The organism is Actinomadura flavalba DSM 45200 (assembly GCF_000374305.1).
GTDB lineage: Bacteria > Actinomycetota > Actinomycetes > Streptosporangiales > Streptosporangiaceae > Spirillospora > Spirillospora flavalba.
The window spans coordinates 15,614-31,102 of sequence record NZ_KB894094.1; the positions used below are offsets into that span (position 1 = coordinate 15,614).

The window sequence follows — 15,489 nt, forward strand, 5'->3', positions numbered from 1 at the left end:
CCTTCCGCGTTCCCGGCAATCCGAATGATTCCGGTCGGGCGCGCTGGGATCATCGACGGGTGTTCGGAGATTTCGAGGTGCACGTCACGGTCGCACCGGGCGAGGCGGAGGCGCTGGAACGCTGGTCCGCCGCGCGCGGCGTCCGGTGCGCGCACATCGTGCTGGCACGCGGGCGCGCGGCGTCGCAGCCGATGCTGACGCTCCGCGCGTCCGGGAGCCTGGACGCGGCCCGGGCGAAGGCCCGGCGGGCGAGCGCCGAACTGGCGGCGGACGGCTTCGCGGTGCTGCGCGTCAAGATCGAGGCGGCGCCGTGGAACGACGGCGTCCCCGCCGCCGACGAGGCCGCCGAACCCGGCCGGTACTTCGAGCACCATGTCAAGCTCGTCCTGCCGCCCGGCGGCGACCCGGCGGCGGTCGCCGGACCGCACCACGCCCACGTGTCCCGCAACGCCCGCCGCGTCCGGTCCGACGGCCGCGCCGAACGGTTCGTCACGCAGCGCTGCCACGGCGTCGGGGACGCCACCGCGCGCGCCCGGCTGGCCGCGCTCGTCGCCGCGCTGCGCGCCGCCGGGCACGAGATCGCGGCCGTCGAACGCGAGTACGTCGTGGACGACGACGCCGAGTCACTGGACGACGGCTGGATCACCGAGGGGAACCCGCGATGACGTCCTGGGACGAGATCGGATTCGGTCCCTGGCCCGCCGACCGGATCATCCCGCAGGCGCGGCCCGACGCCGCGACCCGCGCGCGGGCCGGGCTGCCCGCGACGGTCGGCCCGGTCCCCGGCGCCCGGCAGCCGATGGTGTTCGACCCGGCGCTCAAGCAGCACGCCCGCGCCGTCCGCGCGGGCGAGCCCCGCTTCACCGACCCGGCCGTGCAGGCGCGCTGGCTCGCGGCCCGGCGCCGCGCCCGGGATCACGTCCTGGCCGCGATCGCCGCGTCACCGTGGCGCGAGCACCTGGTGCTGCGTGGCAGCGTGCTGCTGCGCGCCTGGTACGGCGACGACGCCCGCGAGCCCGGCGATCTGGACTTCGTCGTCGTGCCGGGCGACTGGGAACTGGACGACCCGCGCACCGCCGCGCTGTTCAAGGACGTCGCGGCGGGCGCCGAGGCGCTGTCGGGCGGCGACGACGTCCGCGTCGACGCCACCGAGGTGCTGAGCGACGAGATCTGGACCTACGACCGCGTTCCGGGCCGCCGCCTGGTGCTCGGCTGGCACGCGGGCGGGCTGGAGGGCTCCGTCCAGCTCGACTTCGTGTTCGGTGAGCTGCTGCCGGTGCCGCCCGAGCCGACGGTGCTCCCGGGCGGTGTCGAACTGCTCGGCGCCACCCGCGAGCTGTCGCTGGCGTGGAAGGTGATGTGGGTGCTCAACGATATGTACCCGCAGGGCAAGGACGCCTACGACGCGCTGCTGCTCGCCCGCGACACGACGCTGACGTACCGGCTGCTCGCCCGGGTGTACGTCGCGGCCGACGCCTCCGACCTGCACCGGCTGCCCCGCGCGTCCGACCTCGGCCCGGACGTGGACTGGGACGAGTTCGCCAAGGAGTACCCGGGCCTGCCCGGCGGCGTCGCGGACGCGGCGCGGCTCCGCGCGTTCCTGACGCCGCTGCTCACCGGCGCCACCGGGCTGCCCGAGGACCCGCACGACCGGGCCGTGGAGCTGCTGCGCCCGCGCATCGCCCACTACGCCGGGGTCCTGGCGCGCGAGGGCATGGACGGCGTGGTCCGCCGGATGGCGGGCCCCGACCGCGTCTGGTTCCCCGAGGCCACGGTCATCGTGCTGGCCCTGCGGGGCCGCGACCGTGCCGACGCGCCCGCCGTGCTGGACGAGGTCATGCGCGGCTACGCCGCCGCCGACGAGCGGTGGGCCCGCTACCTGCGCCGGTCGCCCCGCGCCCGCGACCTCGCCCTCGACCGCCTGCGCTGACGCGCCGTCCGCCCCGCGAGGGGGCGGACGGCGGGTCGTCACAGTGCGGCGACGGCGTCGGTGATGCGGGTTTCGCCGTTGATCAGGTCGAGGGTGCGGTGCTCGGCGCCGGAGGCGGAGAGCAGGGCCGCGACGGTGGCGGCGACGTCGTCGCGGGTGACCTCGCCGTAGCCGACGTCCGGTTCACCGAGCGTGATCTTGCCGGTGCCGCGCTCGTCGGTGAGGCGGCCGGGGCGGACGATGATCCAGTCGAGGTCGCGGGCCTTCAGGTCCTCCTCGGCGGCGTGCTTGGCGCGGACGTAGGCGGCCCACTGCTCACCGGCGTCCGGCGCGGGCGGCTGGTCCACGCCCATCGCCGAGATCTGCACGAACGTCCGGACGCCCGCGCGGCCCGCCGCGTCGGCCAGCAGCACCGACGCGCCCCGGTCGACGGTGTCCTTGCGCTCGACGCCGCTCCTGGGCCCGGCGCCCGCCGCGAAGACGGCGGCGTCCGCGCCGCCGAGCCGTTCGGCGACCTCCTCGGGGCTCGCGTTCTCCAGGTCCAGGACGACGGGCTGGGCGCCCGTCGCCCGGATGGCGTCGGCCTGCTCCGGTTTGCGGATCAGGCTCCGCACGGTGTCGCCCCGTCCGCTCAGCAGCCGGGCCAGCCGCAGCGCGATCTGGCCGTGTCCTCCCGCGATCACAATGTTCATGGTCCCGATCGTAGATAACGGTCCGTGACCTCAGCAGGACCGGCCCTGGTTGATGCACGTCACGACCTGCCGCATCAGCGCGTCCGGCATGAGGTTGGCGAAGTCGGCGTGGTCGGTGACCGGGGCGTGGCCCTGCTCGGGGAAGCTGTCCACGGCGAACGCCGCCGGGCGGGCGGGCAGCCGGTAGCCGAGCGTCATGACCAGGCGCGGGACGGCCCGCGTCCCGCCCGGGCAGGCGCCGTCGCGGGCCGGGAACACCACGTGCGAGCGGTGGTCGGCGCTGTCGGTGTTGCGGCCGTCCCAGCAGGACGGGAACTCCAGCACGCGCCGGACCTGTGCGCCGCGCGGGCACAGCGGGTACCGGTCGGTGAAGGCGCGGTCCCCGGCGCCGGAGCACGTCCACCGGGCGCGGGCGTTGGCGGCGCCGTTCGTGCCGGACTTGGCGTCGCCGGTGATCAGCCGCAGGAAACGCGGCATCGCGGTGACGCGGGAGCGCGGGTTGCCGGTGAACCGCATCCGGGCCAGCGTCGGCGTGACGATCCGGCCGACGTTGCCGTCCGCCTCGCTCTGCCGCGCCGCGTCCGAGTCGTCCCGCTGGTCGCGGACGCGCATGACGGGCCAGAAGTAGGTCGACTTGTCGCCCCTGGCGCAGGTCGTCCCGGCGGCGTCCAGGCTCTCGTCGGTGGAGAACCCGTCGGTGGACAGGTTGCCGACGTAGTCGTGGATGTGGTGGGCGCCGTTGGCGACGCCGGGCGCGACGATGAAGTTGTCCGGATTGTGGTGGCCGTTCTCGTTGCGTCCGCACCGCGAGGTGAACGACCCCCGCGACCCGCCCCGCCGCACGCGCGGCTCAGGACGGCGCGGCGCCTGCCGGATCGGCGCGAAGTCGGTGGGCGGCGGTCCCTCCATCACCTGGTTCGGCGGCGGTTCCTCGGCGGGCGCCGTGGTCGGCGCGGCCCGGCCGCCCCGCCGGTCGCGCGGGTCGGCCGTGGCGGGCGCGGCCAGCGCCGTCGTGAGCAGCAGCGCCGACAGCGCGGCCGTCACGGCTCGGGTCCTGGTCATCGGGATCTCCTCGGGGGTCAGTGCAGCGCGGACGGGGTGACGAGGCCGGTGCTCTCCAGCAGCCTCATGTGGTTGTTGACGAACCGCATCGACCGGTCCGCGAACGCGCGGACCTCGGTGTTCTCCGTCTGCGCGCGGGTCCGGGCGATGACGGCGTAGACCTTGCCGTGGGCGGCGCGCAGCCGCAGCACGAAGACGCGGTCGTAGTCGGCGCCGAACGTGCGCGACATCTCCGCCAGCCACGCCTTCTGGTCGGCGTTCGGCTCGCTCGGCAGGATGACGCCGAGCCGGTCGGCGGTGCGGCGGGCGTCCTCGTCCAGCTCCATGTGCTGCCGCATGATCGCGTCTCCGACCTCCTTGACGCGGGTGCTGGACGCCCGCTGCTGCGCCTGCTGCCCGGCCGGGATCTCCCACAGCCCGGCCCGGCGGACCGCCGTCAGGAGCTGCCGGTCGGCGTCGGTGAGCGGCCCCCAGCGGGTGACGGCCCGGCCGTCGCGGGTCTCGCCGTCGGCGGGGACGCCGGGCGGGCTCAGCACGACCAGCACCGTCACGGCGACCGACAGCGCGGCCGTCACGGCCAGCATCAGCCGGGGCGGAATCCCCGGCAGCGTTCGCCTGCGCATCGCGGCGTCTCCTTCCTCTCGACGGGGGATACGCGCCGGGCGGGACGCGCGGTTCACCGGGGACCGGTGGTGACGCGCAGCGCCAGCGCCGGGCACATCGCCACCGCGCGGCGCGCGTCCCGCTCCATCCAGCGCGGGATGTCGGTGCCGAGCACGACGGGGAAGCCGTAGCGGTCGAGCTGGATCAGCTCGGGCAGCAGGTAGGCGCACAGCCCGTGGCCGTCGCAGCGGCTCCAGTCGATCGCGACGCGGCCCTCCGAGCCGTCCGGGACGGGCAGCGGCAGCACGCCGAACGTCGGCCGCCCGCAGCCTCCGGCGCGGTGCAGTTCGACGTCGTCGGCGAACACCTCGGCGGCCGACAGCACGAACCGGGCGGTGCCGTCCGGATGCGAGCAGGCGCCCCGGCCGCGCCCGATCCCGGCGGCGCGGCGCAGCTCGTCCACGCCCGCCGTGCCCTCGCAGAGGCCGTTCATGACGCGGACGACGTCGGGCAGCCCGAGCCGGCACGGCCCGCACTGCCCCGCCGACTGCGCGGCCAGGTAGGCGGCGACGCGGGCGGCCTCGCCGAGCGGGCACGTCCCGGCGGGCAGCGGCAGGACGATGCCCGCGCCGACGGACGCGCCCACCGCCCGCATCCCCGCGCGGGACAGCACCGCCCGGGCCGCTCCCCCGGCGTCCAGCCACTCGCCGTGGTAGCCGCCGACGAGCACCGGGTCGCCGGGCGGCACCTCGCACGCGTCCAGGACGGTCCGCAGCGGCGTGCCGTAGGGGACCTCGACGACGCGGGCGCCGCCGACGGTGAGCAGCGTCGTGCCCGGTTCGTCGGCGGTCCCGGCGGACGCGTACAGGTCGGGGCCGAGCGAGGCCAGGACGGCGAGCTGCGCGAACGTCTCGGTGTTGGACAGCAGCGTCGGCGCGCCGTCCACCCCGGCCTCGGCGGCCCGCACCTTGACGCCCGGCGGCACCGGCACCTCACCGTTGACCGCCCGGACGACCGCGCCGCTCTCGCCGGAGATGAACCGCTCCGTGAGCCGGACGACGCGCGCGGGCATCCGCCGCTCCCCGATCGCCGCCCGGACCGACCGGGCGGCCGCGTCGTCCTCGACGGCGACGACGATCCGGCGGGTGCCGAGCGCCGACGCCGCGATCTGCGCGCCGTCCAGCACCAGGTGCGGCGCCCGGCACAGCAGCACCTTGTCCTTGGCGCTCCCCGGCTCGCCCTCGGCGCCGTTGACGACGACGACGGCGTCCGCGCCGGGCCGCCGCGACCCGCGCGTCTCCCCGGGCAGCAGCGCGTCCGCGTCGGCCGCCGGGTGCGCCACGCGCGCGGCGACGGCGGCGAGCTTGCGCGCGAACGGAAAGCCCGCGCCGCCCCGGCCGCGCAGCCCGGCCCGCTCGGCCATGGCGACGACCTCGTCCAGGTCGGGCGTGGGCAGCCTGCCGTGCACGGCCAGGTGCCGTTCCAGGTCCAGCCGTTCCCACCGGTCGAACCCCAGCGTCAGCCGGGGACCGCCCAGATGCCCGACCGCGACCGCGCTCACCACGGCACCCCGCCCGCCTCGCGGGCGTCGTCGGCGCGCGGCGCCGGGCGGCGGGGCGTCCGCGGGGCGGGAAGCCGTTCACCGGCGCGGCGGACGTCGCGGGGGCGGACGACGACGATCATGCGGGTGAGCAGCGCCAGCGCGACGGCGGCGACGCACAGCACGTAGCTCAGCACGACCCAGGGCGCGGCGGCTCGTCCGGCGGTGAGCCCGTGCGAGATGCCCAGCGGCCAGGCGACGTAGGCGGCGGCGTGCAGGGTCCGCCAGAGCCACGGGCGCTCCCGGCGGGCGAAGCGGGACCGCAGGACGCCCGTCACCGCGACGAGCACCATCAGCTCGAACGCCAGCGTGCCGAGCCCGACGGGGCCGGGGCCGGGCACCACGGCCTGTGCGGGGAGCGCCAGCCCGCCGAGGATCTTGACGAGCAGGTGGGCGACGACGAACGTCAGCGCCAGCGTGGACGCCGCGCGGTGCGCCGCCTGCGCCAGCACGCGGTGCCGGATGGCCAGGATGAGCCGTTCGGTCGCGAGCAGGCCCGTCACGACCGCCGCCGTCAGCGCCAGCAGCGCGAACACGCCCGCGTAGTACAGCAGGAAGCGCTGGACGCCGCCGGTCAGCTGGGCGCCGAGCGGCGTCGCGGCGCCCGCGAGCACCACCGCGCAGCCCGCGAGCACCGCGCGCAACGCCCAGGAGGGCGGGGCGGGGAGGTCATCGTCCTTCATCGGGCTCCTTGGTGGGAGGGTCGTCGGTGGCGGGGGCGTCCTCCACGGGCACCGGGCCGAAGTTGGCCAGCCGCCCGCCCGGCAGCACCTCCAGGCCGCCGCGCTCGGCGAACCCGACGAGCGGGTCGGCGCGCTGCCGGAACCGCCAGCCGCCCAGGCAGGCGTTCTCCAGCGGGACGTCCTCGGCGCCGCGCCGCAGCGCGAACCGCACCTGCGGACGGGCGGCGGGCGCGCCGCCGCAGGCGCGGGCCGTGCCGGTGCGGCCGAGCACGGCGCCGCGCGCGACGACCGTGCCCGGCCGCGCGCGGGTGGGCGCGCGCAGGCCGTCGTAGATGGTGGCCAGGCCGGTTCCGTGGACGAGGACGAGCAGGCCGCCGGTCCCGCCCCGGGCGCAGAACCGGTACAGGCGGCCTCCGGCGGGGGCGCGGACGGCGCCGTCGCCGCCCGCGAAGGCGAGGGCGGCCAGCGGACGGCCCGCCGCGCGGTTCCCGGCGGGGGTCATCGTCCAGACGGCGCCGGTCCGCCAGGGCAGTTCCAGGCCGTCCCCGGCGCGGGTGCCGTCGATCGACGCGACCGCGCGGGCGCCGGTCAGCGCGCTGTGCCGCGTCAGCGTCCGCGCCTCGGCCGGGGGCAGGACGGCGGCGGGCAGCCGCGCGGCCAGCGGCGCGAACGCCGTGCCGCCCGACAGCGCCACCTGCCAGTCGCGGCCGGTCCAGCGGGCCGCGAAGAACGCGATCTGCGGGGTGCCGGGCCGGGCGCGCGGCACCGGGATCGCGGCGGTGCCGAACGCCCAGCGCCCGTCCGCGCTGACGCGCGCCACCTCGGCCAGCGGCGCGGGCGGCGCGACGCCGAACTCCTCGCGGGCGCCCGGGCCACGCCGCTCCGCCGTCACCGCCCGCACCCGGGCCAGCAGAGCGGCGCGGGAGGGCGGCGGCGGGGCCGCACGCGTCGGCGCGGGCGCCACCGAACGCGCGGGCGCCGGGACGGCCGGACGCGCACGCGGCTCGGCACGCTCACGCGGCACCCCGCGCTCGGCGCCCGCCCGGTCCACATCCGGAACCACTCCGCCGCCGCTCAGCACCGCCTGCTCAACGACGGCCAGCAACGCGAACCCGACAACGAGCGACAGCAGCACCGCCCCGACACCCACCCGCTCGCCCACCCGCACCCCCACCGGACCACGCCGCGTCCGCCGGGCGGGACGACGCCCCGTCACAACCGCCCGCCTCGACCCCCGACGACGCCCCGCCAGCGGCGCCACACCGCCGACCCGCCCCGTGCCCGCCACCACGACCGCCCGCTTGGACGCCCGACGGCGCCCCGCCACGCCACCGACCCACCCCGTGCTGGCCGCCACGACCGCCCGCCTCGACGCACGGCGGCGCCCCATCAGCGGCACCGCGCCGCCGACCCGGCCCGTGCTGGCCGCCACGACCGTCCGCTTCAACGCACGGCGGCGCCCCATCAGCAGCGCCACGCCAGCGACCCACCCCGTACTGGCCGTCACAACCGCACGCCTCGACGCACGGCGGCGCCCCATCAGCGGCACCGCGCCGCCGACCCCGCCCGTGCTGGCCGTCACGTCCGGGCGCTTCGGAGCCCGGCGGCGTCCACGGGACGGGCGGCGTGCCGCCGGGCGCGCACCGGGTCGCCGCCAGAACTCCTCGAAGTCCCCTGCGGGCGCCACCGGCGGAGGGGCCTGCGGAGGCGGTGGGGGACGCCGGGGCCGGGCGGCCGGGGGCAGGCCCACCCGGCCGCCGAAGCTCTGCCGCGTCACGCGTACCGGCTCGTGTTCACGCCGATCCACCGCACCCACCTTCCGCGCCTGCCCGGTCCTGCCGTGTCCGGCAGGGGTACGGGCGGACGCGGCGGAGGGTTCACGCGCGGGGCGGGAAACCGTGCGGGATATACCGGCACGTTCCAGGCTTAGGCCGGAATGAGGTGAACCTTAAACGCGCCTTAAGAACCTCGTTCTAGAGCGGGCGTCGGCCTAACGTCGGAACCGACCGGCCGCGCGCCGGTGCGTGCGACCCCTCTCGGCGCTCCCGTCCGATGCCGACCGGGGACCGCCCAGCCCGCACCGGACCAGTCCCCGCCCTGGCGCGGCCGGCACGCGGAAGCCGCGCCCGGCGTCCCTCACCGGACGCCGGGCGCGGCTTCGCGTTTCCGCGACCGCCACCGCGACGACGGGCGCGGGGCGGCGCGTCCGCCGGTGCTCAGCCCGCCCAGGGCAGGCGCAGCGCCTCCAGCTCCGGGTCGGCGAGCAGGTCCTGGATGAGCGCGGACGGCCCCACGACCTTGGTCCCCCACAGGTCCCAGTCGCAGTACACGACCCACGACCGGTCCCGGGCCCACAGGTTCGACGGGCAGCTCTCCATCTCCGGGTGGTCGTACAGCTCGGGCGCGTCCAGCAGCCTGCCGGTCAGCACGGTCTCGCGGTCCCACTCGGCGGTGACGAGCGGGCAGTAGTACGCCAGGCACTCGGTGTCGGCGCCGTCCGGGCTGTGCCGGGCGAGGATCGTCATCAGCCGGTGCCAGCCCTCGCGGTCCAGGCAGCCCTCGGCGGGCGGCTCCACCGCCGCCGACCAGCTCCCGGTCGGATGCGCCTGACGCAGGCAGCGGTGCCCGGGGTACTCGCCGTCCGGCACGACCGGGCCGCCGAACCCGCGCGCCAGCTCCGCCCACCGCAGCCGCCGCCACCCCGCGCCGGGGTGGCCGCTGCGGCCGAGCTGGCTGCCGGTGACGACGGCGTCCTCCAGCAGCTCCCCGACGGCGCTCTCCAGCCCGTCGGGCTCGGGCTCGGACAGGCCCGCCGCCCGCACCGAGCGGTGCACGTCGTCGTGGGTCGTGGTGACGAGCCCGTCGCGCCATACGTACATCGCGTGCAGCACCCAGGCCGCGTCGGGCCGGCCGGGCGGCTCGAAGCCCGAGTAGCAGTGGTCCGGGTCCAACTCCGCCAGCCACCCGACCGCATCCCCCGCGACCGGGGTCCACGCGTCTTCGACGTCCGCCATGGCACGCATCCTGCCACCGTTGCCCGGGCCGCGATACGCACCACCACGGACGATCGTCCGGGCGTCACGCAAAGATCACGACGAAGGGCGCACGGGGCGCCAAATCACCCGTCGAGCAGGGCGCCGAGGCGCGCCGCCTGGATCTCCCAGCGCCACTCGCGCTCCACCCAGGCGCGTCCCCGCTCCCCCATCTCCTTCGCGCGGACGGGATCGGTCAGCAGGTCCGCGAGCGCCGTCGCGACGCCGCGCACCGACCGGCCCGGGACGACGACGCCCGTCTCCCCGTCCAGGACGGCGTCCGGCGCGCCGCCCGAGTCGCCCGCCACGACGGGCAGCCCCGTCGCCGACGCCTCCAGGTAGACGATCCCGAGGCCCTCCACGTCCAGGCCCCGGCGGCGGGTGCGGCACGGCATCGCGAACACGTCGCCCGCGTCGTAGTGGGCGGGCAGTTCCTCCCACGGGACGCTGCCGGTGAACACCACCGAGTCCGTGACGCCCCGTTCGACGGCCAGGCGCTCCAGGTCGGCCCGGTACGGGCCGCCGCCGACCAGCAGCAGCGCCGCGTCCGGCACCCGCGCCCGCACCGACGGCCACGCGTGGATCAGCGCGTCCTGCCCCTTGCGCGGGACGAGCCGCGACACGCACACCACCACCGGACGGCCGGTCAGGCCGTGCCGGTCCCGGATCGCCGCGCCGCCCGCGCCCGCGCGGAACACCGTCTCGTCCACGCCCGGCGCGAGCCGCGCCATCCGGGCCGCCGCCGCGGGCGTCAGCGCCCGCGCCATCCGCGACCGCGTGTACTCGCCCAGGTAGGTGAGCACGTCCGTGCCGTCGCCGATGCGGCGCAGCAGCCGCCGCGCCCCCGGCAGCGCCGCCCAGCCCGCCTCGTGCCCGTGCGTCAGCCCCACCAGCCGGGCGGCCCCCCGCCGCCGCAGCGCGGGGCCGAGCAGCCCCAGCGGCGCCGCCGCCCCGAACAGCACCGAGTCGCACCGCTCCGCGCGCAGGATCTCCCCCGCCCGCCGCAGCACCCCCGGCTCCGGCAGCATCAGCGACGTCGGATGCCGCACCACCGGGAACGGCTGTTCGGCGTCGAACGCCGCCGCCCCCTTCCACTCCGGCGCGTACACCACCACCGACCCCTCCGGCCGCCGCGCCGCGAGGTTGTGGACGAACGCCTGGATGCCGCCCGGCCGGGGCGGGAAGTCGTTGGTGACGACCAGGGTCCTCGTGCTCATCTCTCTCCGGCCTCACGACGGCGCCGACGCGACGGGGCCCGCCACCTCACTCGGTGACGGGCCCCGTCGCACTGTGCGCAGATCGCTGGATCAGTGCCCGATCTGCTGCGGGTTCTTGCGCTCGCTCACGTCGCCGTGGCCGTTGCCGTCGCCGTGACCGTTGCCATGGCCGTCGCCGTGCCCGTGGCCCTCCTCGACGGGGATGTCGTCGAAGGTCCAGGCGCGCTGGAGCCGCGAGCGCAGGTGCCCGATCGGGCCCTTGCTGCTCGGCGCCGGGATGCCGTTGGCGTCGACCGCCGGGGCCTCGCCCCGCGCCGTCTCCTTGGACAGCAGGACGACCTTCTCCTCCGGCGTGGCCGGCTCGTGCTTCTCGCTGAAGCCGCCCTCGGGCGACATCAGGATGATGCCGCTCTCCACGCCGTGCGCCACCGTATCCGCGTCCCTGCGCTGCAACGACAGGCAGACCCGCTTGGTGATGATGTAGGCGAGGAGGGGGCCGAGGAAGACCGCGAACCGGAAGAACCAGGTCGTCGCGAACAGCGACACGTGGAACCGCTCGGCGATCACGTCGTTCGCGCCCGCCAGCCACAGGATGCCGTAGAACGCCACCATCGCCATGCCGGCGCCGGTGCGGACCGGGGCGTTGCGCGGACGGTCGTTGACGTGGTGCAGCCGCTTGTCACCGGTGATCCACTGCTCCAGGAACGGCCACGCGGCCGCGCCGCCGAACACCAGGCCGAGCGGCAGCAGCGCCGGGATCAGCACGCTCAGGGTCACGGTGTGGCCCCACGCCGAGATCTCCCACGGCGGCATGATGCGCAGCGAGCCTTCGAGGATGCCCATGTAGAAGTCGGGCTGCGATCCCGACGAGATCGCGCCCGGGTCGTACGGGCCGAACAGCCACACCGGGTTGATCTGCGCGAACGCGCCGAGCAGCGCCAGCACGCCGAACGTGAACAGGAAGTAGGCGCCCGTCTTGGCCATGAAGACCGGGTAGAAGGGGTAGCCGTACACCTGCGTCTCGGTCTGGTGCTTGACCGGCATCGCCGTGTGCTTCTGATGCCACATGATCATCATGTGCGCGGTCACCAGGCCGAGGATCAGCCCGGGGATCAGCAGGATGTGCAGCATGTACATCCGGGACACGATGTCCGTGCCGGGGAACTCCCCGCCGAACAGGAACATGTAGATGTACGTGCCGACGACCGGGATCGACTCGGCCACGCCCTGCGTGATGCGCAGGCCCGTGCCCGACAGCAGGTCGTCCGGCAGCGAGTAGCCGAACAGGCCCTCGACCATCGCCAGCGTGAACATGCCGATGCCGATGAGCCAGTTGATCTCACGCGGCTTGCGGTACGCGCCGGTGAAGAACACCCGCAGCATGTGCGCCATGATCGACGCCACGAACAGCAGCGCCGCCCAGTGGTGGATCTGCCGCATGAGCAGGCCGCCGCGCACGTCGAACGAGATGTCGAGCGTGGAGGCGTACGCCTCCGACATCTGCACGCCCTTGAGCGGCTGGTACGAGCCGTCGTACACGACCTCGATCATGCTGGGCTTGAACCAGAGCGTCAGGTACGTCCCGGTCAGCAGCAGGATGATGAACGAGTACAGGGCGATCTCGCCCAGCATGAACGACCAGTGGTCCGGAAAGACCTTCTTCACGTTGCGCTTGAAGAAGCCGGTCGAGCCGAACCGGTCGTCGAGCCAGTTCAGCGAGCCGTCGACGGCCTTGGGGGTCTTGACGGCGGTCGCGCCCGCCGTGGTCTCGGTCATCCGCGCTCCCAGAAGCTCGGGCCGATCGGTTCGGGGAAGTCGGCGGTCGCGATGATGTAGCCGTCTTCCTCGGCGAGCGGCAACTGCGGCAGCGGACGCGCCGCCGGGCCGAACACGACCTTGGCCGCGTCGGTGGCGTCGAACGTCGACTGGTGGCACGGGCACAGGATGTGGTGCGTCGTCTGCTCGTACAGCGCCGCCGGGCAGCCGACGTGCGTGCAGATCTTCGAGTAGGCGACGATCCCGCCGATGTGCCAGTTCTCGCGCCCCGGAGCGGGCTTGAACTGGTCCGCCGGAACGTTGATCAGGATGGTGACGGACTTCGCCATCTGGGTGAGGACGTCCTCGTGCGGGACGTCCTTCTCCATGCCCTCCGGCAGCACCGTGATCATGCTGCCGGGGGCGGCGAAGTCGCTGACGCGCAGCGCGCGGTCGGTGCCGTCCACCACCAGGCGGACGCCCCGGCGCCCCTGCGCCTGCGCCTTGCGGACCGCCTCGCCCCAGTACGTCGAGCGCAGCTTCTTCTCCGGCAGCGGACCGAGGTCGCGCAGCAGGAACAGCGGCGCCAGGCCCAGCGGGGCGGCGGCCAGCAGCAGGGTGCGGCGCAGCAGCGGGCGCTTGAGCCCGCTGTCCTGCGCGCCCTCCAGCACGTCCGTCGCGAACGCGCTGCGGTCGTCCGGCGTCGCGGAGAACTCGTGCCGCTCCTGGATGATCGGCTTGCTGGTCATCAGCCGCCGGACCCAGATCGTCACGCCGACGCCCATCGCCAGGAAGGCGAGGGCCATCAGCCCGCCGAGCCACATGTTCGACTCGCGGGTGCGCTCCAGGCCGTGCATGCCGCCGTGGCGGCCGCTCCAGCCGACGAAGTAGACCATGAAGCCGAGGCTGGCGAAGAACGCCAGGACGAACAGGGCCGCGACGACGCGCTCGGCGCGCTTGGCCTCGCCCTCGTCCAGCTCGGCGCCGGCGCCCGCCGGGGCCGGGGCCTCGTCGTCCTCGACGATGAGGTTCCGCTGCGTGGCCGGGGACGGCGTGCCGATGATCCGGTCGCCGTGTTCGCGGGGCTCCGGCGAGCCCGTCGTCTCGTTCTCGTCGCTCATGACTTCTTCAGCTTCTTCGGCTTCTTCGCGGTGATCCACATCGCGGCCAGGACCAGCATGCCGAGACCGACGAGCCAGGCGACCAGGCCCTCGGACACCGGGCCGATCCGGCCGAGTCCGGCGGCGGAGGCGTTGGGCTCCTCACGCGTCTGGACGACGTAGGCGATGATCGCCTGCTTCTCCTCGGGCGTGAGCGTGCTGTCGTTGAAGACGGGCATCGCCTGCGGGCCGGTGAGCATGGCCTCGTAGATCTGGGTCGGGGTCACGTCGTCGCGGCTGAGCGGCGGCGCGTACTTGCCACCGGTGAGGGCGCCGCCCTGGCCGGTGAAGTTGTGGCACTGCGCGCAGTTGGTGCGGAACAGCTTGCCGCCGAGCGCGACCTTGCCCTTGCTGGGGTCGACGGCCGACGCGGGCGGGATGGGCGGGCCGCCCGGGTCGAGCGAGGTGATGTAGGTGATGAGGTCGTCCAGGTTCTGCTGGGCCTCGGCCTGGCGCTCGTGCGCCTCCTCGCGCTCCTCCGGCGTCTCGTAGTTCTTTTCGATCCGCGTGTCGAACGCGGCGATCGGAGGCTTACGGGGCATCTGGGCGCCCGGGTTCATCGCGGGCATGCGGCCCGTCGAGACCTGGAAGTCCACGGAGGCGGCGCCGACGCCGAGCAGGCTCGGTGCGATGGCGCGGCCGTCCTTGTCCTTGACGCCCTCACCGTTCATGCCATGGCAGCTCGCGCAGTTCTTGTTGAACAGCTCCTTGCCGTTCTCCAGGCTCGCCTGCGCGGCGGCCTGGTTCGCGTTCGCCGCCTCGGCGCGGTCGGTCTGCGGCGAGAAGCCGGCGTAGATGACGCCGATCGCCGCCAGGGCCGCCAGCACGACGGCGTAGCCCGCCCACGGGCGCCGTCGCCATGCGGTGAACCTTTTCACGGAAATCCCCGTTCGGGTCATGTCGTCGGTGGTCAGACGAGGTCGAGCAGGTAGATGACGAAGAAGAGGCCGATCCAGACCACGTCCACGAAGTGCCAGTAGTACGACACGACGATCGCACTGGTGGCCTGCTCATGTGTCCATCGCCGGGCGGCGTAGGTGCGTCCGAGGACGAAGAGGAAGGCGACGAGGCCGAGCGTCACGTGCAGGCCGTGGAAGCCGGTCGTCAGGTAGAAGACCGTGCCGTAGGCCGACGAGGAGATCGTCAGCCCCTCCTTGACGAGCTGCACGTACTCGTACGCCTGACCGCCGACGAAGTAGGCGCCCATCAGGAAGCTGAGGACGTACCACTCGCGCAGGCCCCAGCTACGGAAGCTCAGCAGCCCGCCGTCGCGGCCGACCTTGCCCGCCTCGGCCTTGAACACGCCCATCTGCGCCGTCACCGAGGACAGCACCAGCACGGTGGTGTTGATGGCCGCCAGGCGGAGGTCCAGATGAGCCCCCGGCCACGCGTCTTCGCCTTGCTGGCCGATCGTCACGGAGCGGATCGTGAAATAAATCGCGAACAGTGCCGCGAAGAACATCAGCTCGGACGACAGCCAAACGATCGTCCCCACGCTGACCAGGTTGGGACGGTTCGCCCGTGCGTGAGGTCTTGTCTCTATCGCGGATGCTGTTGCCACGGGCAGCATTATTACGTCACCGGTGGGGCGACCCGTGCAGGACCCCCCTCCAGCGCGTTCCGAGCGTGTCCCGCGCGTGCGCCCGGATCACGCCGGAGCCCTTTGGCACCAGGCGTTCCCGCCGTTCGGAGGGCCGCGCCGCCCGGCGCGGCGCGCCCCGACACGCCTTGGAGCACGATTCGGACACGGCCGCC

General features: G+C 74.9%; 14 protein-coding genes. 2 read left to right on the forward strand and 12 right to left on the reverse strand.

Going from position 1 to position 15,489, the window contains the following annotated elements; all coding sequences use genetic code 11:
• Positions 1-59: 59 nt before the first annotated feature.
• Together C229_RS0109540 and C229_RS34885 are read left to right on the forward strand one after the other, a co-directional pair.
• Complete coding sequence (locus C229_RS0109540; RefSeq protein ID WP_018654841.1) at positions 60-665, forward strand: hypothetical protein; 606 nt, start codon at positions 60-62, stop codon at positions 663-665.
• Complete coding sequence (locus tag C229_RS34885; protein ID WP_018654842.1) at positions 662-1,930, forward strand: nucleotidyl transferase AbiEii/AbiGii toxin family protein; 1,269 nt, start codon at positions 662-664, stop codon at positions 1,928-1,930. The genes C229_RS0109540 and C229_RS34885 overlap by 4 nt, the downstream gene beginning before the upstream one ends.
• A 38-nt stretch (positions 1,931-1,968) precedes the next feature.
• Here C229_RS34885 and C229_RS0109550 read toward each other — a convergent pair whose 3' ends face one another.
• The 12 genes from C229_RS0109550 to ctaE all read right to left on the reverse strand — a co-directional run bounded on the left by C229_RS0109550 (position 1,969) and on the right by ctaE (position 15,304).
• On the reverse strand, positions 1,969-2,622 hold the full coding sequence (locus C229_RS0109550) for an SDR family oxidoreductase (protein ID WP_026313616.1): 654 nt from the start codon (positions 2,620-2,622) through the stop codon (positions 1,969-1,971).
• Positions 2,623-2,652: 30 nt separating this feature from the next.
• Entirely contained in the window at positions 2,653-3,684 is a 1,032-nt protein-coding gene (locus tag C229_RS30085) for a DUF1996 domain-containing protein (RefSeq protein WP_081639814.1), read from the reverse strand.
• Positions 3,685-3,701: 17 nt separating this feature from the next.
• Positions 3,702-4,307 carry a DUF4142 domain-containing protein gene (locus C229_RS30090; protein ID WP_018654844.1) on the reverse strand — a complete coding sequence of 202 codons (606 nt, stop codon included), beginning with the start codon at positions 4,305-4,307 and terminating at the stop codon, positions 3,702-3,704.
• Between the two features lie 53 nt (positions 4,308-4,360).
• Positions 4,361-5,848, reverse strand: coding sequence for a ferredoxin (locus C229_RS0109565; RefSeq protein WP_155884742.1), 1,488 nt, complete (start codon positions 5,846-5,848; stop codon positions 4,361-4,363).
• Positions 5,845-6,570 (reverse strand): hypothetical protein, encoded by a 726-nt coding sequence (locus C229_RS30095; RefSeq protein WP_051108927.1) that lies wholly within the window; start codon positions 6,568-6,570, stop codon positions 5,845-5,847. Before C229_RS30095 ends, C229_RS0109565 begins: the two co-directional genes overlap by 4 nt.
• The gene (locus C229_RS0109575; protein ID WP_018654846.1) at positions 6,557-7,732 is read right to left on the reverse strand and encodes a M23 family metallopeptidase; all 1,176 of its coding nucleotides are present in this window, start codon (positions 7,730-7,732) and stop codon (positions 6,557-6,559) included. Before C229_RS0109575 ends, C229_RS30095 begins: the two co-directional genes overlap by 14 nt.
• A gap of 1,054 nt (positions 7,733-8,786) precedes the next feature.
• On the reverse strand, positions 8,787-9,584 hold the full coding sequence (locus C229_RS0109580) for a hypothetical protein (RefSeq protein ID WP_018654847.1): 798 nt from the start codon (positions 9,582-9,584) through the stop codon (positions 8,787-8,789).
• A gap of 104 nt (positions 9,585-9,688) precedes the next feature.
• Positions 9,689-10,819, reverse strand: coding sequence for a glycosyltransferase family 4 protein (locus C229_RS0109585; RefSeq protein WP_018654848.1), 1,131 nt, complete (start codon positions 10,817-10,819; stop codon positions 9,689-9,691).
• Positions 10,820-10,909: 90 nt separating this feature from the next.
• Positions 10,910-12,595, reverse strand: a complete 1,686-nt coding sequence (gene qcrB, locus C229_RS0109590) for a cytochrome bc1 complex cytochrome b subunit (RefSeq protein WP_018654849.1) — start codon at positions 12,593-12,595, stop codon at positions 10,910-10,912.
• On the reverse strand, positions 12,592-13,695 hold the full coding sequence (qcrA, locus tag C229_RS0109595) for a cytochrome bc1 complex Rieske iron-sulfur subunit (protein ID WP_018654850.1): 1,104 nt from the start codon (positions 13,693-13,695) through the stop codon (positions 12,592-12,594). The genes qcrB and qcrA overlap by 4 nt, the downstream gene beginning before the upstream one ends.
• The gene (gene qcrC / locus C229_RS0109600) at positions 13,692-14,612 is read right to left on the reverse strand and encodes a cytochrome bc1 complex diheme cytochrome c subunit (RefSeq protein WP_018654851.1); all 921 of its coding nucleotides are present in this window, start codon (positions 14,610-14,612) and stop codon (positions 13,692-13,694) included. Before qcrC ends, qcrA begins: the two co-directional genes overlap by 4 nt.
• A 32-nt stretch (positions 14,613-14,644) precedes the next feature.
• On the reverse strand, positions 14,645-15,304 hold the full coding sequence (ctaE, locus tag C229_RS0109605; RefSeq protein WP_026313617.1) for an aa3-type cytochrome oxidase subunit III: 660 nt from the start codon (positions 15,302-15,304) through the stop codon (positions 14,645-14,647).
• Positions 15,305-15,489: the final 185 nt, after the last annotated feature.

Coding starts and splice junctions, on each gene's coding strand:
- C229_RS0109580 (WP_018654847.1), bottom strand. CDS start 9,584: ATGGCGGACGTCGAAGACGCGTGGACCCCGGTCGCGGGGGATGCGGTC.
- C229_RS34885 (WP_018654842.1), top strand. CDS start 662: ATGACGTCCTGGGACGAGATCGGATTCGGTCCCTGGCCCGCCGACCGG.
- C229_RS30095 (WP_051108927.1), bottom strand. CDS start 6,570: ATGAAGGACGATGACCTCCCCGCCCCGCCCTCCTGGGCGTTGCGCGCG.
- C229_RS0109585 (WP_018654848.1), bottom strand. CDS start 10,819: ATGAGCACGAGGACCCTGGTCGTCACCAACGACTTCCCGCCCCGGCCG.
- ctaE (WP_026313617.1), bottom strand. CDS start 15,304: ATGCTGCCCGTGGCAACAGCATCCGCGATAGAGACAAGACCTCACGCA.
- C229_RS30085 (WP_081639814.1), bottom strand. CDS start 3,684: ATGACCAGGACCCGAGCCGTGACGGCCGCGCTGTCGGCGCTGCTGCTC.
- C229_RS30090 (WP_018654844.1), bottom strand. CDS start 4,307: ATGCGCAGGCGAACGCTGCCGGGGATTCCGCCCCGGCTGATGCTGGCC.
- qcrA (WP_018654850.1), bottom strand. CDS start 13,695: ATGAGCGACGAGAACGAGACGACGGGCTCGCCGGAGCCCCGCGAACAC.
- C229_RS0109550 (WP_026313616.1), bottom strand. CDS start 2,622: ATGAACATTGTGATCGCGGGAGGACACGGCCAGATCGCGCTGCGGCTG.
- qcrB (WP_018654849.1), bottom strand. CDS start 12,595: ATGACCGAGACCACGGCGGGCGCGACCGCCGTCAAGACCCCCAAGGCC.